The sequence below is a fragment of the Aestuariibaculum sediminum genome, assembly GCF_014596945.1.
GTDB lineage: Bacteria > Bacteroidota > Bacteroidia > Flavobacteriales > Flavobacteriaceae > Aestuariibaculum > Aestuariibaculum sediminum.
Genome location: NZ_JACVXB010000016.1, coordinates 1 through 23204 on the forward strand (window position 1 = coordinate 1; position 23204 = coordinate 23204).

18 protein-coding genes and 1 tRNA gene are annotated in these 23204 nt (G+C 32.6%); 14 read left to right on the forward strand and 5 right to left on the reverse strand.

The window, feature by feature from the left end:
- Both ICJ83_RS16645 and ICJ83_RS16650 read left to right on the forward strand, forming a co-directional pair.
- Nucleotides 1–1170 (forward strand): pre-toxin TG domain-containing protein (locus tag ICJ83_RS16645; RefSeq protein ID WP_223154833.1); only part of this gene is annotated, 1170 nt, incomplete at its 5' end.
- A gap of 10 nt (nt 1171–1180) precedes the next feature.
- Nucleotides 1181–1450 (forward strand): hypothetical protein, encoded by a 270-nt coding sequence (locus tag ICJ83_RS16650; protein WP_188231542.1) that lies wholly within the window; start codon nt 1181–1183, stop codon nt 1448–1450.
- Nucleotide 1451: 1 nt separating this feature from the next.
- Here the strand turns inward: ICJ83_RS16650 and ICJ83_RS16655 are convergent, their stop codons facing one another.
- A complete protein-coding gene (locus ICJ83_RS16655; protein WP_188231543.1) occupies nt 1452–1712 on the reverse strand; it encodes a hypothetical protein in 261 nt (86 codons plus the stop codon).
- A 341-nt stretch (nt 1713–2053) separates the two neighbouring features.
- Nucleotides 2054–2332 (reverse strand): hypothetical protein, encoded by a 279-nt coding sequence (locus tag ICJ83_RS16660; protein ID WP_188231544.1) that lies wholly within the window; start codon nt 2330–2332, stop codon nt 2054–2056.
- A 281-nt stretch (nt 2333–2613) separates the two neighbouring features.
- On the opposite strand from ICJ83_RS16660, the gene ICJ83_RS16665 reads away from it, so the two are divergent.
- The 4 genes from ICJ83_RS16665 to ICJ83_RS16680 all read left to right on the forward strand — a co-directional run bounded on the left by ICJ83_RS16665 (nt 2614) and on the right by ICJ83_RS16680 (nt 5437).
- Nucleotides 2614–2701: transfer RNA gene (locus ICJ83_RS16665), tRNA-Met, on the forward strand.
- Nucleotides 2702–2755: 54 nt separating this feature from the next.
- Nucleotides 2756–4087, forward strand: coding sequence for a tyrosine-type recombinase/integrase (locus ICJ83_RS16670; RefSeq protein WP_188231545.1), 1332 nt, complete (start codon nt 2756–2758; stop codon nt 4085–4087).
- Nucleotides 4088–4093: 6 nt separating this feature from the next.
- On the forward strand, nt 4094–4816 hold the full coding sequence (locus ICJ83_RS16675) for a hypothetical protein (RefSeq protein ID WP_188231546.1): 723 nt from the start codon (nt 4094–4096) through the stop codon (nt 4814–4816).
- A 69-nt stretch (nt 4817–4885) separates the two neighbouring features.
- A complete protein-coding gene (locus ICJ83_RS16680) occupies nt 4886–5437 on the forward strand; it encodes a hypothetical protein (RefSeq protein WP_188231547.1) in 552 nt (183 codons plus the stop codon).
- 729 nt (nt 5438–6166) lie between these two features.
- Here the strand turns inward: ICJ83_RS16680 and ICJ83_RS16685 are convergent.
- Both ICJ83_RS16685 and ICJ83_RS16690 read right to left on the reverse strand, forming a co-directional pair.
- Nucleotides 6167–7516: a sensor histidine kinase gene (locus tag ICJ83_RS16685; RefSeq protein ID WP_188231548.1), complete on the reverse strand. Its 1350-nt coding sequence runs from the start codon at nt 7514–7516 to the stop codon at nt 6167–6169.
- Nucleotides 7517–7518: 2 nt separating this feature from the next.
- Nucleotides 7519–8883, reverse strand: coding sequence for a sigma-54-dependent transcriptional regulator (locus ICJ83_RS16690; protein ID WP_188231549.1), 1365 nt, complete (start codon nt 8881–8883; stop codon nt 7519–7521).
- A gap of 204 nt (nt 8884–9087) precedes the next feature.
- Here ICJ83_RS16690 and ICJ83_RS16695 point away from each other — a divergent pair, with 204 nt between their 5' ends.
- From ICJ83_RS16695 to ICJ83_RS16730, 8 genes are all read left to right on the forward strand, one after another.
- A complete protein-coding gene (locus tag ICJ83_RS16695; protein ID WP_188231550.1) occupies nt 9088–10449 on the forward strand; it encodes a TolC family protein in 1362 nt (453 codons plus the stop codon).
- Entirely contained in the window at nt 10449–11699 is a 1251-nt protein-coding gene (locus ICJ83_RS16700) for an efflux RND transporter periplasmic adaptor subunit (RefSeq protein ID WP_188231551.1), read from the forward strand. The genes ICJ83_RS16695 and ICJ83_RS16700 overlap by 1 nt, the downstream gene beginning before the upstream one ends.
- Nucleotides 11700–11893: 194 nt before the next feature.
- Nucleotides 11894–14302, forward strand: coding sequence for an ABC transporter permease (locus ICJ83_RS16705; RefSeq protein WP_188231552.1), 2409 nt, complete (start codon nt 11894–11896; stop codon nt 14300–14302).
- A 14-nt stretch (nt 14303–14316) separates the two neighbouring features.
- A complete protein-coding gene (locus ICJ83_RS16710) occupies nt 14317–16707 on the forward strand; it encodes an FtsX-like permease family protein (RefSeq protein ID WP_188231553.1) in 2391 nt (796 codons plus the stop codon).
- Nucleotides 16708–16754: 47 nt separating this feature from the next.
- Nucleotides 16755–17444, forward strand: coding sequence for an ABC transporter ATP-binding protein (locus tag ICJ83_RS16715; RefSeq protein ID WP_188231554.1), 690 nt, complete (start codon nt 16755–16757; stop codon nt 17442–17444).
- 118 nt (nt 17445–17562) lie between these two features.
- The gene (locus ICJ83_RS16720; protein ID WP_188231555.1) at nt 17563–19941 is read left to right on the forward strand and encodes an ABC transporter permease; all 2379 of its coding nucleotides are present in this window, start codon (nt 17563–17565) and stop codon (nt 19939–19941) included.
- A 64-nt stretch (nt 19942–20005) separates the two neighbouring features.
- Entirely contained in the window at nt 20006–20509 is a 504-nt protein-coding gene (locus ICJ83_RS16725) for an ABC transporter permease (protein WP_188231556.1), read from the forward strand.
- Between the two features lie 86 nt (nt 20510–20595).
- On the forward strand, nt 20596–21651 hold the full coding sequence (locus ICJ83_RS16730) for an IS110 family RNA-guided transposase (RefSeq protein WP_188231557.1): 1056 nt from the start codon (nt 20596–20598) through the stop codon (nt 21649–21651).
- A 329-nt stretch (nt 21652–21980) separates the two neighbouring features.
- Here the strand turns inward: ICJ83_RS16730 and ICJ83_RS16735 are convergent, their stop codons facing one another.
- Nucleotides 21981–23108: a TlpA disulfide reductase family protein gene (locus tag ICJ83_RS16735; protein ID WP_188231558.1), complete on the reverse strand. Its 1128-nt coding sequence runs from the start codon at nt 23106–23108 to the stop codon at nt 21981–21983.
- Nucleotides 23109–23204: the final 96 nt, after the last annotated feature.

The window sequence follows — 23204 nt, forward strand, 5'->3', positions numbered from 1 at the left end:
AATTTACCCACAAGTGTAACCTTGTCAGGAGGAAATATTTCCTATATTTACGATGCCACAGGCGTAAAGTTGAGCAAGACTGTAAGTGGAACAACCACTTACTATGCAGGTAATTATGTATATGAAGGCAGTTCGTTGAAATTCTTTAACCACCCCGAGGGCTATGTGGATGCTGAGAATGGATATAAGTATGTGTATCAATATAAAGATCACTTGGGGAATGTTAGGTTGTCTTATATGGATAGTAACAATAACGGAAGTGTAAACAGCTCTGAAATACTAGAAGAAAACAACTACTATCCTTTTGGTCTTAAACATAAAGGGTATAATGGAAACATCGTTTCACATCATCCGTTTAAAGATTATCAGGGACAAGAGTTAACGGAAGATTTAGGGTTAAATGTTCACGAGTGGAAATATAGATGGAGTGACCCTTCAATAGGAAGATTTTGGCAAGTTGACCCATTAGCGGCAGACTATCCTCATAATGGAACATATAACTTTTCTGAAAATAGGGTTATAGACGGATGGGAGTTAGAAGGTCTTGAATTTTATCCAATGAATAGCCCTTTTTATGGAAGAAGTACATTACCATCAGAAGAACAATCAAAAGAAGCTCTTTCTATTTCCACAGATTTCACTCCAGTGGTTGGTGATGTCAAAGGTGTAATTGAGGCATTTACTGGCTCAGACCTTATTACAGGAGATGACCTTAGTATGGGAGGTCGACTTTTGGGGTTAGTATTTATGTCTGAATTAAGAGGAGTTGGTAAAGGTGCAGATGCTATTTCTGATACTGCAAAAGCTGTTGATAAAGCGTCTGAAATTGGTAAAGATGTATCTAAGTTATCAGACGATGTTCCTGTGGTTCGGGGAGGGTCAAATACTCCCGATAGATTTGATGGAGGAAGTGGTGTTTTTTCTAGATTGTCAGATAAAAGTCTTGATGGGATATCTGTAAATAGTAAGGCTAATAAAAGTATAGATGCATTATCAGTAGGCATTCCTCATAATAAAATAGGAGTTACAACAGTAGGAGATGTTAGGAAAGCAGGAGGAGATGTTATATCTTCACCGACAAAAAATAATCCTAACCATGCAACAATGTCTATTCCGAATTCTAAAGTGGCTTCAGAATTGATGGAAATTATAAAAAACCCAAATAAATAATTGATTCTATATGATAAGTGAACAAAAGTTATTAGAAATAGAGAAAAGATGTAAAGATTCAACTTCTGGACCATGGAAGGCTTTTATAGAAGGTAGAGACCATGATAGTGGAGGTCATTTTATAATGACTGGCGAAGGAGATAATAGAGGGGAGGATTTAGAAATTGATGGAGCAAGGATGGAGGATTATGACTTTATTGCGAATGCAAAACAGGATATTCCAATATTAATAAGCGAAGTTAGAAGATTAAGGGAGTTGTTAGGAGGTTACTCAAAATAGTTTAGTGAGATTTATAGCTTCTTAACCACCTAAAAACCTCTATAAACAGTAATACCACCCAAGTTAAAATAGACACGATAAGTGTAAAAATTAAGCCAATAACCTTCAGGTCTTGCCCTATGGTTATTGGTTTATTTTTTTGGTCCGCATGCTTAAACGCCCTGTGCCAATGCTGGGCTTCAAGCTCATATTTAAGTTGAGTTGAAACACTATTGTCATTTGGTCTCCATGAATAGTCCTGTCTTTCGCTTCGAGTAGCCATAATATATTGCTGTTTAATGGTTTGTTACAAGGATACTAAAACCATGGTTCCTGTGCCAGTATAAAACCAATTACCCGTTCAAAAACATCAGGGAACATACTTTAAAATTTAACCCCAAAACTACTGGAAAAAATTTTTTGACAATACCGACCCCTTATTAACAAAGGCCCCCGAGGGGTATGTATGGAAAGATACCTAGGTGGCCTTATTTTCAAATATTATTTAATATTTACACGTCACACCGACCGCATAACGCCATGGGGAGGTGTAACCAAGCATTTGGGGATAGGACCCTACTGCAATAGCGTGAGATGCATGGTGCAGAAGGTACACATAACAGGCTATTTATCCATTGCATCGAGTAGCTTTTGGGTGATATTGGTAACCCGATACGCTAGGCTTACTTGGCATGTGATATAACCACGCTCAATCAGGTTATCAACCTCAGCTCGTACTCTGTTCCGAGTAGAACCTAGCTCTTTGGCTATTTCTCCGCAAGTGTTGGTATAACCTCCAGCCAGTTGAAGGACTACGGGGTGTGTGTTCATTATAAGCCCCAGAATTAATTTCTGGAGCGGTGAAATATCTTTTAATTTCAATAATTTACTATCTATTGTCATATCTCTTTTGTATTTGGTCGGACAAGGCATCCAGTGGATGCATATTGTCCCTAATCTTATTATATAATGCCTGTCTGGAAATACCTAAGTATTTTGCCATGTCGGCATAGGTCTTGAAGATAATGGTGTAACCACCATCATCAGTGAGTTTTAAGCCATCAATTTTATATTTTTTTTTATTGTTAATTTATGGTTGGTTTTAATAAATATTTTTACTTTTGGTAAAATAATCTGAAAGTCAAAACTGCATACGCTTTTGCATACGCTTTAGATGTTTTAACAGCGGAAAGTACCAGTAAAATGGTTTTTAAAAAGGAGCTCGTCGGGCTCATAACCCGAAGGTCACAGGTTCGAGTCCTGTTCCCGCTACGAAGCCGAAAGGCGTTAAAATCAACGGTTTGGTGTCACCAAACCGTTTTTTTTATGTCTAATATTTCTGATATATTGCAAGGTGAATACGAAAGTAAATACGGAAACGAATACGATTTATCTGTGCAAAAACAATTTTCCAAGCCCAAAATCTACACAGCAAGTGGTAATTTAAAGAAGCGTTGGTATCTCTATTTTTCTTATCGAGATCCCGAAACGAAAACCTTAAAACGTCAATCTCCAATCTATGCCAATGCTAACCGGTATCAAACCAAAGAAGAGCGTATGGCAATTTTGACTGTTTACAGTCAAATTCTATTTAAATTACTTAAACGAGGGTACAATCCTTATGCTGATAATGTCGAACTTTTTAAAAAGGAAACTACAAAACAGAGTACAGATAACACCACGGAGACTCCTGAAATTAAAATCACACCTAAAGTTGAGCTAAAGTCAGAACAACCAGAAGAAATAGTTGACAAAGGGAAGCGAATAGAAGAAGCTTGTGCATTTGATATGACTTTAAAAAAGCAGTCTCTTAAAGAAAGTAGTATTCGGTCCTATAAAAGCCATATTAAAGTTTTCGGTGAATGGATGAAAGATAATCACCCAAAGATTAATTTTATATGTGAAGTTGATAGAAAGCTTGTTTTAGAGTTTTTGAATCATATACTAACCAAATCCTCAGCTAGAAATAGAAATAACTACAGAGCCAGTTTAAGTAGCTTATATCAAACCTTAGAGGATAATGATATTGTTAGCCAAAACTTTATTAAGAATATCAAAGCGTTAAAAACACAACCTAAACGCAATAAAACCTATAACAAAGAGCTTCAAGAGGATATCTTTAAGCATATGGAAGAGCAGGATCCAACACTTTTGTTGTTTGTAAAGTTTGTGGCCTATGGCTTGTTAAGACCAATTGAGATTTGTCGTTTAAGAGTAGGTGATATAGACTTGAAACATAAAACAGTTACTTTTGAAGCTAAGAATAAAGCTTTAAAGACTAAAATTATTCCAGAGATTTTATTTCAAGAATTACCCGACTTAAGCAAACTTAACAAGGAAGACAGTTTGTTTACACCACAAGGCATAGGTGGTGAGTGGGATTTAGGTGATGACAGTAAACGTAATTACTTTTCAAAGCGTTTTAAAAAGATTGTCAAGGATACCTTTAATCTGGATTCGGAGCATAGCATGTATAGTTTCAGACATACGTTTATAACGAAGTTATACAGAGCCTTGGTAAAGGAATCATCACCCAATGAAGCTAAAAGTAAATTGATGCAAATTACAGGTCACAATACCATGGATGCTTTAGAGAAATACTTAAGAGACATTGATGCCGAATTGCCAAAAGATTTTTCAGAATTACTAAAAAGTTAGCCCCTTATGAAATCATATGAAGATATACAATTAGAGCTTCTAAGTAATTTGTTTTGCGCTTCTGTGTATTACTTACCCTTAGGGTTATTAGAGATGGCTGGCGAAACGACACCAGTGTTGTTAAATCATGCTAATAGGATGTTGCTTTTTGAGAAAAATGGACACAATTATTTAGTAGACCAACAACCGGTTAGTGTTCATGTATTCTCTAAATCATTCCTTTTAGATAATAACATGTACATTCTTTTAGAACTGATAGATACTGAGCCTAAATCAAAGGTTGAGTTTTTAATCGATCGCTATACAACCTATGTTCAAGGGTTTGTTCATATTTATAATTATTATGTAGAGTATGTAAAAATGGATATACCTGATGTGAGTAAGGATCAGTATAATGGATTTGTACAACAATTAAACATCACAAAGCAGCATTTAGAAGAGCTTAAAGAACGGTTTGATAAAAAAGCAAAAAATAAATCGGAAGTAAAACAGGTATCTGTTTCAGAAAATAAAGCCCTGGAGGAAACACTGGAAGAAGTAAAACGGGTTTTAATCCCTAATGCTAGCAAAGACTCTGATAAATTAGAATTTAAGTTAAAGGAAACTAAGGCCTCTAAAGCTCAGGATAAAAGAAAGCGGCATATTGAAGAACTAAAAGAGCAGGCAAGAAGCGAAGCAGAATTTGTGCTTTTAACTCAAGTATTTAATGTGCCATTAGAGACCAATTAATGTTAACCATGGAAGCAATATTTTAAATAACCACATTTTAAATAAATCTATAAAACGCCCAAACATCACATGGATAAAAAACATACAGAAAAAAACAGCGCCCCATCAGTAAACCTAAGATTATCTCAGGAATTAAAAGATACCATACAAACCGAAGCAGCTAAGAAAAATTTAACCGTTTCCAAATACTTAAGAGAATTGCTTGAAAATATTTATAGTGGTGATTATTGTAAAAAGGAAGTTGTTGGTGAAAAAGTAGAAACTTTTTTGTTTTCACAGGACTTTATGCAGTTGATTGTATGGATGTATGCTAAGAAGGCTGATAAAAAGAAAACGGAATCAAAAGATGAGTTGAATAGATATATTTCAACATTAAAGAAGGTAGAAGGCTATATGCCAGACAATTTAGTTAGGGAGTTTGATAAAATATTGCAGGATATTATAAAAGTTAGAAATGATGAAAACAAATATTTGCCACCTTCTTACACTTTTATAGATGCATATTCTGAAAAGGAAAAATTTAATTTTGATCTTCTTCAGGATTTTCTTTTAAATGACGATGCACTAAGTCGATATGTCTTTTTGAAAACATATAAACCTAAACTTTCCACCCTTAAATAGTAGAAATTTAGAACCAAAATATTTGTGATATTTTATGTGATACATTTGTGATAAAAAATTATCACAAAATAAAATTCGGGGTGGTGTAGATGACAATTGCAGTCAAAAAATGCGGTTTTTAATAGGTTTTAGGTGGTGTTCGGTCGTTGCACACATTATTGTGGTGTTTTGTATTTTGTGATACAAATGGTTGTGGTTATGGGAATTTATGATTCCGTTTCGAAGAAATTTATAAAAATTTCGAAGTAGGAATCGGTGGCTACCATATTATGCTAAAAATTGAATTAAGCAACTTATTTTTAATTGGAAAATCAGAAATCACAAATTACAGTTAAACCCGTTTTTAGAATACTTGATACCAAACCTTTTAATTCAGATAAAGCTCTATGTGCTTCATTAAGTTTTTTTAAAACACTTTTAGTTTCAATGTCTTTTGTAAGTGGTAATTTTTCTAGTTTGAAATTAATCATAATGATAAGAAAATTGATTTTTCCTTACATATAAAAAATGTATGATAAAATTTTTAAGTTTTCTTTACATTCAATTTTTGACGAAATATGTGAACTAACTGTATCGGCTAGTATGATTAGTTGCGTGGGTTGGAAACTTGATTTTTACATTTTTTGTTAATCGAAAATTTTAGCCAAAGAAACTTGTCAATCACTTATTTCAAATTTGTCTTTTGGGTCAATTAAAAAGCAAGTTCGGGAGCAATAATCTTCTCTGTTATTAAATAGTTAAGCTGAATATGGTTTTTTTTAAGGGTGCTGAACTAACTCTTAGTTGTCCAGAATGCAATTGAATGATGTGTCTACTTAAACTTAAACCAATTCCAGAACCATTTTTTTTAGTAGTGAAAAAGGGAATAAAAATTTGATTTTGTAGCTCTTTGGATATGCCAGGACCATTATCAATAATTTGTAAAGTTGTTTTTCCAGATTCTTCCTTTTTACCAATAAGTTGAATAATCCCGTTGGAATTACCTTCTAATGCTTGTAATGCATTCTTAGTTAGGTTTATTAATACTTGAATGAGTTGCTTTTCATCTGCGTAGATTTCCAGGTTTTCAGGGGTAACCTTAATTTCAAATTTAATATCATTAAACCCATTTTCCTGGCTAACCAGAATTCTTATTTTATTAAAAAGCGTAACAACATTGATTATATCTTTTTCAGGAGCTGGTATTTTAGTTAAAGTTCTATACGACTCAACAAATTTCATCAGGTTTTTACTTTGATCTTCTATAATATTTAAACCATTTATGGTGTTTTTTATATCGGTTTCATTTATTTCTGATACAGTAACCATAGAATTGTCTTTTATGTAACGATCAGATAAGGTTTGAGAAATGGAAGTAATTGGCGCTATAGTATTCATGATTTCATGTGTAAGTACTCTGAACATTTTAACCCATGAATCTACTTCGTTTTCACTTAATTCGTTACTAATATTCTGTATTATAACAAGAAGTAAATCATCCTCTTCAATTTTTATAGGAGTTGTTTTTATAGTTAAATTTTTGGCTTCTCGTTCATTTTGAAGATTAAAAAGTTTGTTGTCGAATGGCGTTAAATCAGACAAGAGTTTAAATAGGTTTTCATCAATACGTTTAAGTTGTTGTATATGCGTAAGAGACTCGTAGCTTAACAAGCTTTTTGCCGTTTTATTAGCTAGTATAATATGCCCTTTTTTGTTTATTGTTAATATTCCAATTGCTGCATGTTGTAAAATAGTATGATAATAGCGTTCCTGAGTTTCGTTTTTAACTTTTACATTTTGTATTAATTGGTTAACACGATTCATGCTTTTATATAAATCTTTGAGTACCTTATTTTTTGTGTGCTCAGGGAAGTTAATGGTGGAATCGTTATTTTCAATGGCATTGAAGAAGAATGCAATTTTTCTATTTGTTTTGTTGAGAAAATTAATCAGGTTTATTATCTGAAATACGATTATGAATCCTGTGTATGTAGCGAAATCATATTGCTTTTGTAAGGTTAAGTATGCAAGCCCCCAACAAGTTGTTGCTAACAATAAAATTTTGAAAATAATTCTAAAGTAATAAGTTTTACTAGCCATATTTAAAGATTATAGCGTTTAATTTTATTGTAAAGCGTTTGTCTAGTTATACCCAATTGATTTGCGGCGGCACTATAATTGCCTTCGTGCTTTGAAATGGCATTAGATATCATACTTTTTTCCATGTCATCCAATGTTGTGTCGAATGTCGTTTGAGAAGTCTTTATGCGTTCTTTAAATATAAAATCGGAAGTCGTTAGGTTATTGCCGTCACTTAAGATGACACAACGCTCAATAGTGTGTTGTAACTCCCTAATATTTCCTGGCCAGTTGTGATTAAGGAGTTTTTTTTGAGCCGACTCATCAATTTTAAGAGGCTTTTTATTGTATTTGTTACAAAACAAATCAAGAAAAAAGTCAGAAAGTAAAAGAATGTCATTTTCCCTTTGACGTAAAGGGGGAACTTCTAAATGAATGGTGTTTATACGGTAGAGTAAATCTTCCCTGAAAAGGCCGTCTTCTACCATTTTTTCAAGGTTACAATTGGTGGCACAAACCAAACGGATATCTATAGGGATAGGAGTATTCGAGCCAATTTTTACAATCTCCTTATTTTGAATAACCGTTAGTAATTTGGCTTGAAGTTGGAGTGGAAGATTTCCTATTTCATCAAGAAACAGGGTGCCTTTATGAGCAGCTTCGAATTTTCCTATTCTATCGGTATGGGCATCTGTAAAAGCACCTTTAATATGACCAAAAAGTTCACTTTCAAAAAGAGATTCGGTAATAGAACCCATATCAACACTTACAAGAATTTCGTTATTGCGTTTGGACCAGTTGTGTATTTCTTTAGCAATAAGTTCTTTGCCTGTTCCATTTTCTCCAGTGATTAAAACATTTGCATTAGTTTTAGCCACTTTTTGTGTAAGCTTTAAAATATAAGTTAAGGCTTTAGAATTCCCTACTATACTTCTGTTATTATTATTTATAATATCTTTTAAACCATTTTCTTTTTGTTTTAATGCACTAATTTTACGTTTAGATTCACGCAATTGAAAGGCGGCTTGGAGCGTAGCTAGTAATTTTTTGTTATCCCATGGTTTTAGAATAAAATCAGTAGCACCTTCTTTTAGTGCTCTTACAGCAAGTTCAATATCACCATAAGCTGTTATCATAACTACAGAAACATCTGGAGCTAAGTTTTTAATGCGTTTTAACCAATATAATCCCTCATTGCCGTTATTGATACCGGCAGAAAAATTCATATCCAACAATACTAAATCATAATCCATTAAATTTTTTATAGATGTGATTTGATTTGGGTTAGATATTGATTTGATGTCTTTGTATACATTTTGCAATAGTAGCTCTAAGGCACTTAATATACTTTTGTTGTCATCAACTATAAGAATTTTTCCTTTCGGCATTGGGGAGATTTTTGTGATACATTCAAATCTACTAATTCAATAGATAGGCTTTAATGTTCTGTCTAAAATTTTTACACATTTTGTAAAATAAATTTACACTTTTTTAAGGTGATTTCTTTTTTGTGTATGTAAGTATCTTTAAATCAATTTGTTTTGTTTTTGGCATGCTGTTGGTTTATAAGGAAAACAAATTAGAAGTTTAGAATGAATAAGAAGATAATTCTAATATGTTTTTCATGTTTTTATGTGATTTATAGTGTTGCTCAGTCTCAGAAGTTATGGACTTTAGACGATTGTATTGCTTATGCATTAGAACATAATTTAACACAGCAAAATCAAGTCTTTTCAGCAGAAATAAATGAAGAACAATGGGAACAGGCCAAAAGAGACCTGATACCTCAAATTGGAGTAGGGTTGCCGAGCTATAGTGTGAGTTATGGACGACGGGTAGATCCTATTACAAATACCATTGTAGACACGCGATATGTTTCTGGTGTTAATGGGTCATTGTCTACTTCTATCGTACTTTTTGAAACCTTTAAAAAATGGAATACCCTAACCTATAAAAAAATTCAATTCGAATCAAGTAAACAAACCGTGTTGCAGTATAAATACGATTTAGCTTTTAAAATTATGACGCTCTTTAATGATGTCTTGTTTTACAAAGGAAATTTGGAAATAGTGATGGAACAACAAAAGATAAATCTATTACAATATAAATTAATCACGGCTCAGGAAAAACTAGGTCTTAAAGCTAAAGCAGATATATATGAAATAGAGGCAAGCATAAGCTCAGATGAGTTAAATGTACTTCAAGCAAAAAACAGATTGAAAGAAGCCAAATTGTCTCTATTACAAGAAATGAATCTAGATAAAATTGATATTGAGTTAATCGTTCCTACAGATGATAATGTTGCATTTTTTGAAACATCTTTTAGTATAGATAAAGTTTTCGCCAAGGCTCAACAATTTTTACCAAATGTTCAAATAAGTGAGAATAATATTAAAGCGGCAGAAAAGAATTTGGCGATAACAAAGGCAACATTTTATCCAAAAATAAGTTTTGGGGCCAGTGTAAATACAGGGTATTCTCCTAACAGAGTAGATTCAAATGGTAGTCAAATTGAATTTTGGGAACAGATAAAAACAAACACTAATAAATACATTTCTTTATCACTATATATTCCTGTTTTTGGTAACGGTAGAACCTGGAGTAATACTAAAATAGCCAGATTGAATTTGCAAAAAGCCAAGGTGCAATTTAAACAACAAAATCAGGTGGTGTATAAGGAAATACAAAAATTAATTCAGAAAAATGAGGCTTTATTAGTAGAAGAGCAATTGAATACTAAGAAATTAAAACATCAAGAATTGGCAATGGAAATAGCTCAAAAAAAATTTAAAAGCAACTTAATAACCTTATATGATTTGCAAACAGCTAATAACCGTTACACAAAAACTAAAATGGAGCAATTACAAATTAAAACGCAATTAAGTATACAAAAACGAACTTTAGATTTTTATAATGGTACATTCATATTACCTGTTGATAACGAAGAAAACTGATGGATACAATAATAGAGAAGAAAAAAGGAATAAAATTAAAACATGTAGTAATTGCTGTAGTTTCAGGAGGGCTATTGTTTTTTGTAGGTTACTTGGCTTTTGGAGATACGGGTTCTAATTTTAATGTAGACAAGGATAGTGTTACAATTTCAGAAGTAATTAATGATAAGTTTATTGATTATATAAGTATAAGCGGATTAGTAAATCCTATTAGTACGGTGTATATGGATGCCTATGAAGGTGGTCGTGTTATGGAAATTCTAATTGAAGAAGGCAACATGGTTAATAAAGGTGATGTGATCTTAAAACTGGAAAACCGGGAATTATACGGTCAGATTCTAAACAGTGAAACTAGTCTGGCCGCAAAGCAAAACGATTTACGTGAAACTCAAATTAATTTTGAATCGAGACGTATTGCAGGTCAGCGAAGTTTATTAGAAATGGAATACCAATTAAAAAAGGCCAAGCGTAAATATTTGCAGGACGAATCACTTTTTAATGACGAACTAATTGCTAAGGAAGTGTATTTACAGTCTAAAGAGAATTACGAACTGGCGCAAAAAAGTTACGAGGTTAATAAATTTCAAACAAAGCAAGATTCACTTTTAAATACCACTAGTATTTTAGATTTACGTAGGGATTTAGAACGTATGAAGAAAACGCTCGGTATGGAATATGAACGTATTGAAAACTTAAATGTAAAGGCTACAGCTAACGGACAATTAGGAACGTTAAATGCTGAAATCGGAAAACAAATTGGAAGGGGGCAAAACATAGGGCAAATTAATGTGCTTACCGATTTTAAAATAGAATCTACTATAGACGAACATTATATAGATCGTGTGAAGCGTGGATTAACAGGAACATTTGAGCGCGATAATAATGTGTATCAGGTAGCCATAAAAAAAGTATACCCCGATGTAAAAGAAGGAAAGTTTAAAATAGATATGGTTTTTTCTGAAGACAAACCAGAAAATATTAGAACAGGACAGAGCTATTATATAAAATTACAACTCGGAGCGCCTACAGAGGCGTTGTTATTACCAAGAGGCGCTTTTTTTCAAAGCACAGGAGGGCAATGGGTGTATGTAGTAGATTCATCTGGAACAAATGCCTCTAAACGTCAGGTAAAAATAGGCAAGCAAAACCCAAAGTTTTATGAGGTGATTGAAGGTCTGCAACAAGGTGAAATGGTGGTGACATCGAGTTATGATAATTTTGGAGATAGTGATAAATTAATATTAAAATAAAGAAAGTGGTTTAAACAAGTTATTATTATGACGGTACGTTTAAGTAGTCTTTAAAAAGTATGTTGGTGATCTTGATTTTATTGTTTCTGCTATTACAATAATTAGGAAGAATTACTTTTAACCATGAATTTGAGAGGGAAATGGTATAGGTTACAACACGTACCCCATAATGATATTATAAAAAATAACAACACATGTTAAAGCATTATTTAAAGTTTGCTATTCGAAATTTTCGATCTAATAAGGTCGTTTTTTCTGGGAGTCTGGCTACCCTTTGTTTGGGAGCCCTGTGTATTTCTTTGTTATTCTCATATGTGTATAATGAGTTGACTATGGATGACTTTCATGAACATGAAAAGGATATTTATATGGTGACTATGAAGCAATCGCCTAAAAGTGATTGGAGTATACCATTTAGTTTTGAACCTGAGAAGTATCCAGAGATAGAGCACTGTGTAGGGGTACAGTTTTTTGAAGACAACGATACTAAAATTAAATACAATGAAAATATTTATACGCCTGCAGGAATGGTGGTAGATAGTACGTTTTTTAAAGTTTTTGATTTTAAGTTGTTGTATGGAGATGTTACTACTGTTTTAAACGATAAGCAGACGATTATTTTAAGTGAAGATTTTTGTGAAAAACTATTTGGAGACGAAAATCCTATAGGTAAAACAGTTGATTTGGAAATGAGGCAATATCAAGGAATTCATACTGTGCAAGGCATTGTTAAAATACCATCTAATAGCTCGTTAACCTTTGATTATATCATACCTTATCAGCAATTAAAGCTTGGTTATGGTAGGATTAGTTTACCTTTTTTTAAAGCAAGACCTAATTTTAATGTTGCCGATTTTAAAGAAAAAATTAAAGCATCTAATAACAAGGTGCCTAATTTTTATCCTCAGTTAACCGAGAGTATTACTTCGGTAATTGGATTAGACGATATGTACTTTAGTAATGATATTACTGAAGTTAAAAAGAGAATGTTCTTTAAATCTGGTAATGAAAAGAATATACAGGTATTAATTATTATTATGGTTGTCATTCTTTTTGTTTCTCTTCTTAATTATTCCAATCTTCAAATTGTAAATACAAACAGCGTATTAAAAAACATTGCTATTTCAAAAGTAAACGGGGCTAATAAAAAACACATTATTTTACAAAAATGTGTAGAAACAATCCTAATTATTCTAATTAGTGCGTTGCTAATTACCATACTTTATAACCTTTTACTACCGCGCTTTAATGCTTTTGTTGGTGTACAATTAGCACCGCCTACCCAACAGGTTTTTATGTTAAATGCAATAATAATTTCTGTAATAACGGTATTGGGTATGCTTTATCCTGTTTGGGTTATTAGTCGTTTTTCAACCATAAAGAACATAAGGCAATTAGGTAAATCGTATCAAAAAATAGGAGGAAAACAAGTTACGGTTGTTTTGCAATATGCCATGGCTTTTGTATTGCTGATTTCGGCTGTTGTGGTTAATAATCAGTTAGGTTTAATGCTGAGTAAAGATTTAGGTTTTAATAAAGAAGGCATAATAAAAGTGAAACTGGTTTACGAACCGCCTTTAAAACTCGATTATATGAGTTGGAGCCCTGAACGGAGGAAGCAAGAACAAGAAAACCGCTTAAAAGTTCCTCGATATGTAAATGACCAGTTAGCCTCCTATTCAGGGATTGAAAAAATATCTCAAGGACGCGCTCCTATAAATACATGGCCAATGGACTGGAAACCTAAAGGTGATGGATTTAATTTTCAAACTGTGAATAGCCTTACGGTGAAACCAAACTACATCGATGTGTTTGGACTTAAAGTTACTGAAGGACGATTTTTTGAAAAAGGTATTGATAAACAGCGCGGAAATACAATTGTAATTAACGAAGCCGCTAAAAAACTATGGGGAATAAAGGAGATTTCGAATACACGCATATTAAATCAAAGTTGGTCAAGACCCCATGGTAATGGATTTGAAATTATTGGTGTGGTTAAAGACTTTAATTACGAACACTTGTCTTCGAAACCAAAACCATTAATTTTACTGTTTTTTGAAGACCCGGAAGCAGATTACTTTATTAAATTCCACAAAGGGCAGGAACAGGATGGAATTAAGTTTCTGGAAGCCTTATTTCAAAAGGTCAATCCAAACCAAACCTTTAAGTATACATTTTTAAGCGACGATATAGCGGCATTATATCAAAAAGAGAGGCGACTAAGTACAATCTACATGGTGTTTACCATTATAGCTTTGGTCATTTCGGCTATAGGTTTATTTACTATTGCCTTGTACGATACCCAACGCCGCGTTAAAGAAGTTGGGGTACGCAAAGTAAACGGTGCTACCATTCATGAAATCATGTTCATGCTAAATAAAGATTTTTTAAAGTGGGTTATCATCGCTTTTTTAATAGCATGTCCGGTGGCCTATTATGCCATGCATAAATGGCTGGAAAATTTCGCTTACAAAACGGCTTTAAGTTGGTGGGTATTTGCTTTAGCAGGTGTTTTTACAATGGTAATTGCTTTGCTTACCGTTAGCTGGCAAACTTATAAAGCGGCTGCACAAAATCCGGTAAAGAGCTTAAGGGATGAATAGTAAAATATAAGACCATGCTTATACACTATATAAAACTTGCAATTCGAAATTTTCGATCTAATAAGGTCATTTTTGTGGGGAGCCTAGCTACGCTATGTTTAGGAGCTTTATGTATTTCACTATTATTCTCTTATGTGTATAATGAGTTAACTATGGATGACTTTCATAACAACAAGAAAGATATTTATATGGTGACTATGAAGCGATCTCCTAAAAGTGAATGGAGTCTACCTTTTAAAAATAATTATGACGAATACCCAGAAGTTAAGAATAGTACTTCACTAATAAATTTTGAAAAAGATAAAATCAGGTTAAAATATAATAATGATATATATACACCTACAGGTGTGGTTGTAGACAGTAGCTTTTTTAAAGTATTTAATTTTGAATTGACCATAGGCGATAAAAACACGATTTTAAATGATTATGAAGCTATTATATTAACTGAGGATTTTAGTGAAAAATTATTTGGAGATGTAAACCCAATAGGGAAAGAAGTGGATTTTGAATCACCTATTTATCAAGGACATCATATCGTAAAAGGTATTGTCAAAATACCATCAAATAGTTCTCTTAAATTTGATGTTTTAATACCTAATGCAGGTGTGCCCTATGGTTCATGGGTGCCATTTGTAAGATTAAAAAAAGGAACTCATAAAAGTCATTTTGATGAAAAAATTAAAAAGTCTAATAATAATTACCCCTATGCTTTCCCTAAATTAACAGAAAGTACTACCAAAACAGTAAAATTAAAAGACCTTTATTTTAATAACAATTTTAGTAGAATAAAGACTTCTCAGATATTCAGTTCAGGAAACAGAAATAATGTAGACATTCTAATCATTTTTATTTTTATAATACTACTGGTGTCTATTTTTAATTTTTCTAATCTTCAAATTGTAAATATAAATTCCATCATCAAGAATATAGTAATATTCAAAATCAATGGAGCTTTAAAAAAGGATATTTATTATCAAAATTTAGTTGAAAATATTATCATAATTGGCATGTCAGCAATTATATTAACTATATCATATAATTTAATACTTCCCTTTTTTAATGGTTTTATGAACGTTAATTTAAAGCCACCGTTTTCAAAGGTTTTATTAATTAATGTCTCGTTTTTAATCTTAATTACAGGTGTTGGCTTAATATATCCAATTATTAAAATCAATCATTTTTCAACGGTATTAAATATAAATAAGAAGCAACAATTAAAGGGAAAACAGATTATTGTTGTACTTCAATACGCTTTAGCAGTTATTCTTCTTATTTCGTCTATTATAGTTTCTAAACAACTTCAATTAATGTTAAGCAAAGATTTAGGGTTTAATACCAATAACATTATGAGAGTAAAAATGTATTATCCCATATCGCAAGCTCCAATTATTAGAATTGGTAGTGAAGAGAAACGAGTTACTAATAAAAAAGGAATTACTAATAAAAAAGAAATATTTGACAAACCAGAATATATTAAAAACCAACTAGCCTCTTTTTCTGGTATAAAAACAATTGGTCAAGGACGCTCTCCTTTAGATATTTATCAAGTTGAATGGAAAACTATGCAAGAAACTTCAGGTTTCGAATCTTTAAACACATTATTATTCTCCACAGAGTGTCAAGATATTTTTGGTTTTGAATTGCTAGAAGGTCGCTTATTTGATAATGAAATGGATCACGACCAAGAACATAAAATTTTAATAAATGAGGCTGCTAAAAAGCATTTAGGGATTGAAGATATTAGTATGACGACATTAGAAAATATTTCCTGGGGAAAAGGTTTTAAAATCATTGGTGTTGTGAAAGATTTTAATTATGAGCATTTAGCGTCAAAACCCAAACCACTCATAATTTATAGAACCCGCGGTAGTAGTAATTATTTTATTCTGTTTCATAATAATCAAAATCAAGAGACAATAACCCAGATTCATGAGTTATTTAATGAATTAAACCCTAATCAAGCTTTTAATTATACATTTTTAAGTGACGATATTGCGACTTTATATAAGAAAGAAAAAAGACTAAGTACAATCTACATGGTGTTTACCATTATAGCTTTGGTCATTTCGGCTATAGGTTTATTTACTATTGCCTTGTACGATACCCAACGCCGCGTTAAAGAAGTTGGGGTACGCAAAGTAAACGGTGCTACCATTCATGAAATCATGTTCATGCTAAATAAAGATTTTTTAAAGTGGGTTATCATCGCTTTTTTAATAGCATGTCCGGTGGCCTATTATGCCATGCATAAATGGCTGGAAAATTTCGCTTACAAAACGGCTTTAAGTTGGTGGGTATTTGCTTTAGCAGGTGTTTTTACAATGGTAATTGCTTTGCTTACCGTTAGCTGGCAAACTTATAAAGCGGCTGCACAAAATCCGGTAAAGAGCTTAAGGGATGAATAAATTGACAAATAATAAAATTTTATAAATAAGTTTAAAAATAAAACATCATGATAAAAACAGAAAACCTATCTAAAATTTTTAGAACAGAAGAAGTTGAGACAAAGGCATTAAATAATGTGAACTTACATGTAAAAGAAGGCGAATTTGTAGCGATTATGGGACCTTCTGGTTGTGGCAAATCTACCTTATTAAACATTATAGGCTTATTAGATAATCCTTCTGAGGGGGCTTATATGTTTAATGGTAAAGAAGTGGGTAAGTATAAGGAGGGTAGTCGTACCCAGGAACGTAAGGGAAATATAGGTTTTGTTTTTCAAAGTTTTAATTTAATAGATGAGCTTACCGTATTCGAAAATGTTGAATTACCACTTATATACTTAAAAATTAAAGCCAGTGAACGCAAGCGTTTGGTAAATGAGGTGTTAGAACGAATGAATATTGGGCACAGAACCAAACATTTTCCGCAACAATTATCTGGCGGTCAGCAACAACGTGTAGCCATAGCAAGAGCCGTTGTGGCCAACCCTAAATTAATACTTGCCGATGAGCCTACAGGAAATCTCGATTCCAAAAACGGTATGGAAGTTATGGATTTACTAACGGAGCTTAACAGGCAAGGAACTACCATTGTTATGGTTACACACTCTGATAGAGATGCTAATTATGCACACCGAATCGTTAATTTATTCGATGGAAAAATAGTAACTGAGAGCCGAAAGGATCCTGCACTGGTTTAAGGTAAATATTCAAATCCAGAATTAACCTTATCACTTTTTAAGATTTATAACAATAATTTGGTGTTACAGAAAACGACTTATGTTATTTAAAATATTACGACAATATCTCCGACGCATTATGCGTAATTATAAAATCTACGCTGTTTCTATTTTGGGAATGAGTGTGGCCATTATTGCTTCATTTCATATATATCACTTTGTGTATAAAGAACTGAGTGTTGATAAATTTCATGAAAAACGCAAAGATATTTATCGACTAGTAAATAATTCTTCTAATACCAATACGCAATCTGTAACGACTTTTTTACCAGTTGGGCCAACGTTAAAAAGAAAAATACCAGAGGTAAAGAATTACTCGAGAATTACAACGTATGCAGAACCTCATAAATTAAAAAACGAAGCAGGAATAGAATTAAAAGCTAGTCCAAGATTTACCGATCCTTCATTTTTTGAGTTATTAAATTTTGATTTAAAAGAAGGGAGTTTAAGCAAGTTTGCAGATACTCCAAATGGTATTTTAATTTCAGAAAAATTAACAAACGGACTTTTTGGTAGTCAAAACCCTATTGGAAAACAACTAATTATTTCAAAATACAGGGGTGAAAGTAAATGGTCTCTTGAAGTTGTTGGAGTTTTAAAGAATATACCAGAAGAGTCAACAATTCAGGGAGACTGTTTTATAAATAATGAAAGTCTTGAAATTTTAGCAGGTAAGGGGTATGAAATCAGGCCTTGGAACTATGGAGTTGTTGAATTATTTATTCATGCACCAGATATCAGGGATTTAAAAGAATTTACCGAAAAGGTGAAAAACTTAACTGTAGATGAAGCAAACCTTATGAGAAATCCAAAATATCCCATGAAAATTGAACATTTTGATATAGAATTCCAAAGATTAGATAAGATGTATTTTCATTCTACAAACATTAGGGAACAAAAGAACAAAGGCTCTCTCCAGTTCGTGAAAATCATATCAATAGTTGGTTTATTGGCTCTTCTTTTGGCAATATCAAATTACATTGTCATGAATTTGGGATTGAGTTTAACTCGGGTAAAGGAGTTTAAGATAAAAAGGTATCTGGGAACTTCTAAAAAGCAAGTTTTTTTGCAGTTTATTATAGAGTCCGTTTTAAATGCAATGGTTTGTTTTGCCCTGGCTTTAATTACATATCCTTTGCTAAGTAAGGCTATTGCGCATTTAATAGGTGTTGAATATCATCTTAAGTTAGAGAAAGATTATATTCTGATTTTGTCTTTCTTGTTAATTATACTTTTTATAGGGTTTACTATTGGAGTATTTCAATATTTTCTTTCTTATCATTCTGTATTTTCAATAAATAAGACACAAACTTCAAATTCATGGATGACAAAAAGAGTCTTGATTAATTTTCAACTCTTCTTGTTTATAGGGTTAATAATAAGTATGTTATTTATTAGGAAGCAGGTTAATTATATAGAAACAAAAGATATTGGGTTTAATTTTAAAAATGTCTTAGGAGTTATCCCGGATAAATATGGTGAAGAATTAAAAAATGAACTGCTTTCAAAATCTTACGTTGAAAAAATTGCAGGTGGACAAACTATATTTAAGACGGAGTACCGCTTAGACGATGTAACCATACAATCTACTCAGGAAAAGGTAAAATCAATGATTGTTTTGGGCGATGCCGATTATCTGGAATTATATGATATTGAACTACTTTATGGTAAAACATTAAACACCTCAAAATTACAGACTTTTTATAATTGGACAGGTAATTTAGTTCAAAGAAATGGTACTGTTGAGGTGTTAGTTAATGAAGAATTTGTTAAAAGAGCCAATTTAAAAAATCCTATAGGAACACCGTTGTATGTTAACAGTAATTCCGTTATTGTTGGAGTATTTAAAAACATAAATAATACACCCCTATATGAATCCATTCAGCCTATAGTAATTGGTTATGATTTTTCATTTTTCACAAGTATGTTTCAGGTGCGTTTTAAAGAAGGTTATAAAAGTCAGGTTATGGATGATATAGCCTCTGTTTTTAACAGAAACAATGCTTCTTTTGACTACATTAAAGACTTTATTGAATATATTGATTATGAGGATATTTATAAAAAGGAGCTTCAACTCAAGCGCTTATTAGAAGCTTTTACGGTTATTGTTCTATTCATTTCAATTTTAGGTTTAGTGGCTATTAGTTTGTTTATTACAAATAGCAAAACAAAGGAAATTGGTATACGAAAGGTGAATGGAGCTACCATAAACGAAATCATGTTTATGCTTAATAAAGATTTTATTAAATGGGTGGTTGGTTCATTTATATTGGCTTGCCCAATAACTTATTATGTATTAAAGAATTGGTTAGAAAACTTTGCTTATAAAACCGCTTTAAGTTGGTGGGTATTTGCTTTAGCAGGTGCTTTTACTTTAATAATTACTTTATTAGCGGTAAGCTGGCAAACATATCGTGCAGCTAAACAAAATCCGGTGAAATCACTTAGAGATGAATAGTAAAATATAAGAACATGCTTATTACTATATAAAACTTGCAATTCGAAATTTTCGATCTAATAAGGTGATTTTTCCCGGAAGCCTAGCTACGCTTTGTTTAGGAGCTTTATGTATTTCACTATTATTCTCTTATGTGTATAATGAGTTAACTATGGATGACTTTCAAAGTAACAAGAAAGATATTTGTATGGTGACTATGAAGCGATCTCCTAAAAGTGAATGGAGTCTACCTTTTAAAAATAATTATTACGAATACCCAGAAGTTAAGAATAGTACTTCACTAATAAATTTTGAAAAAGATAAAATTAGGTTAAAATGTAATAATGAGAGATATACACCTACAGGTGTGGTTGTAGACAGTAGCTTTTTTAAAGTATTTAATTTTGAATTGACCATAGGCGATAAAAACACGATTTTAAATGATTATGAAGCTATTATATTAACTGAGGATTTTAGTGAAAAATTATTTGGAGATGTAAACCCAATAGGGAAAGAAGTGGATTTTGAATCACCTATTTATCCAGGACGGGTCATAATTGCGTACAACGGTCTGTGTATGGTGTTGTAGCTATCCCGCAGGGTAGCTATGCACTATAGCATCCATGTAAAAGCAGTAAGTCAAGTATCTTTAAAGTTCATTAAAACAATTAAGATATGGAATCACAACTTACAGCCGACGCTAAATTATACATAGGAATTGACATACACAAGCGCAGCTGGAAAGTTCATTGCTCAACGGATCTATTTTATTGTAAGAGTTTTAGTATGTCACCAGAACCAGAGCAACTGAAAGCTTATGTCGATAAACATTTCCCGGAATATGAGGTTAGTACGGCTTACGAGGCGGGATGCTGTGGATATTACGCGCATCGCTGTTTTGAGAGTTATGGCTGGCATTCCTTAGTTGTTAACCCAGCTGATATTCACCGTAAAGGAAAAGAGCGTTTTACAAAGACCGACCGTATTGATGCGCAGCTCATCAGCAGAGAACTAAAAGACGGCCGACTAAATAGTATTCATGTACCCGATATGCACCGTGAAGCCTTAAGGAGTTTATTTCGCAGACGTAATGATTTAGTTAAAGACTTTAGGCGCATAAAGAGTTACATTAAAATGCAGTTGCTGTACTTTGGCATAAAAGTACCTGAGCAGTACGATAACGACCATTGGAGCCATGGCTTTCGAGGTTGGTTGGATGATATGATGTTTCAATATCCCATAGCTAAAGCGAGTTTAGATAGTCGTATGCGTCATTTTCGGTTTATTGATGAAGATTTGCGTTTAGTTAGCAGTCAGCTTAGAGCCTATTGTCGTAAGCATTTTAAAAAGGATTATTATTTGCTTAGAAGTATTCCTGGCATTGGTGGTATTGTGGCTTGCGGTATTATTAGTGAACTAGGAGATTTACGCCGATTTAATAATGTGAAGCATATAGCAGGTTACGTAGGTTTGGCGCCAGGGGTGTATCAAAGTGGTGCTAATAACAAGACTATGGGTATAACGCCAAGAGCTCACAGACTCATCCGTTCGTATTTTATAGAAGCCTCATGGCAGGCCATACGCACCGATCCTGTGATGCAGAGTTATTACAGAAAACATACAGGAAAGGATAGTAAAAAGATCATTATAAAAGTGGCCAGAAAGCTATTGTGCAGAACACTGGCAGTTATAAAAACAGAAACACCCTATGAAATTGGGGTTATAGAATAAATTAAAAACTAATAACAAAGCTCACACAGAAGTATTTAAAGTCCATATCACAAAACAACGTGGGTGACATGATTTAGTGATCACATACTTATAGCAAGTGGCTGGACTTATTATAACTTATAATCATACAGATGCTGGTGACGACCCAAAGCGAGTTGATCACAAATAGGATGCGGAGCAAGTTATATAGTATTGAATTAAAGATGAATCATAGCTTTATCCCTAATTCAACACGTTTAAAAATATTAAAAATGAGATAGTTAAAAGAATAAATATTAACTTTGAAGAACTGGACTAGTGCTTTTCATAGGAGCCATTGTTGTGAGCCGTTATTTTTTTGATAAGTTTTTTTCTAATCGGCCTATAATACTGCCCTTGCCATAACCACTCCATTTGTCAATTATAATTCCTTCAGGGTTAATTAGCACAAAAGTTGGAATCCCTTGAATTCCATATTTTATGGACGTCTCACTATATCTGCCTTTTCCGTCCCAAATACTATTCCAAGCTACTTTGTCTCTCTCTAAGGATTTTAGCCAAACATCTTTTTTAGGGTCTTGGGTGAAACTGACTATTTTTAGAGAATCAGAATACTCTTTGTTTATTTCTACTAATTCATCTGCTGCTTGAATACATGGACCACAGTAAGCAGCTGTAAAGTCAAGAAGGGTGTATTCTCCTCTAATATTTGAAAATTTCACCATTTCGCCCTTTTGGTTCATTCCTTCAAAATCGTGATATTTATCTCCAATATTGACGATATTCTCTTTTAGATATATTTCAACTACTTTGGCATATTTACTTTCTTTTATTTCAGGTGTATAATTTTTAAATATTTGCTGTATTGTGTCTTTTGGTAATTGATTTTTCAAATAGCCAAGTTCTATTACACTCGTATAGGTGTCGGGATGTGATTTTATATAGTTAATTCGTGAAACCTGTGTAACACTATCTATTTTCCCAATTTTCTTCCAAATTTCCGCTCCTATTTCTTGTTGCCTTTCTTGTGGAAGCTTCATAAAAGCTTGTACCAAAGAATCTCTTTTGATATTATTTTCTTTTGTAAGGCTTTGAGAATAATTAAAATCTTCTTGGGTTTTTGAACCTCTGATATTTACGTTCCAAGGAAAGTCTGATATATCTCCTTTAACAGTAATATTATCATTTCCGATAAGAAGATTGGTATAGATGAATTTTTTGTCAACCGTAGTATTTAACCAAATTTGTTCAGGTGGACTTGCTAAACTCCCTTTAAATTTAAAGGTGTTGTTTCTAACTATAGCACTATCGAAAACGGCATCTGTTGCTAGGTTCCTTAAATAGAATTTAGTTCCATCAGGAAACCCTGTTACTTGTCCCGAAATTGTAAACATTTCCTCTTTCTTTTCTTTTTCACCACAGGCAATTATGGTTATTACAAAACAGATACTTAAAATTAATTTATAAATTATTTTCATTTGTTTAACGTGTTGGTTTCTTTACTTTATCCCTAAGAATAAAGTAGTTCTTAAATTTACTAAATGACAAGAGGAGAACTAGAACGGTTTGCAGAA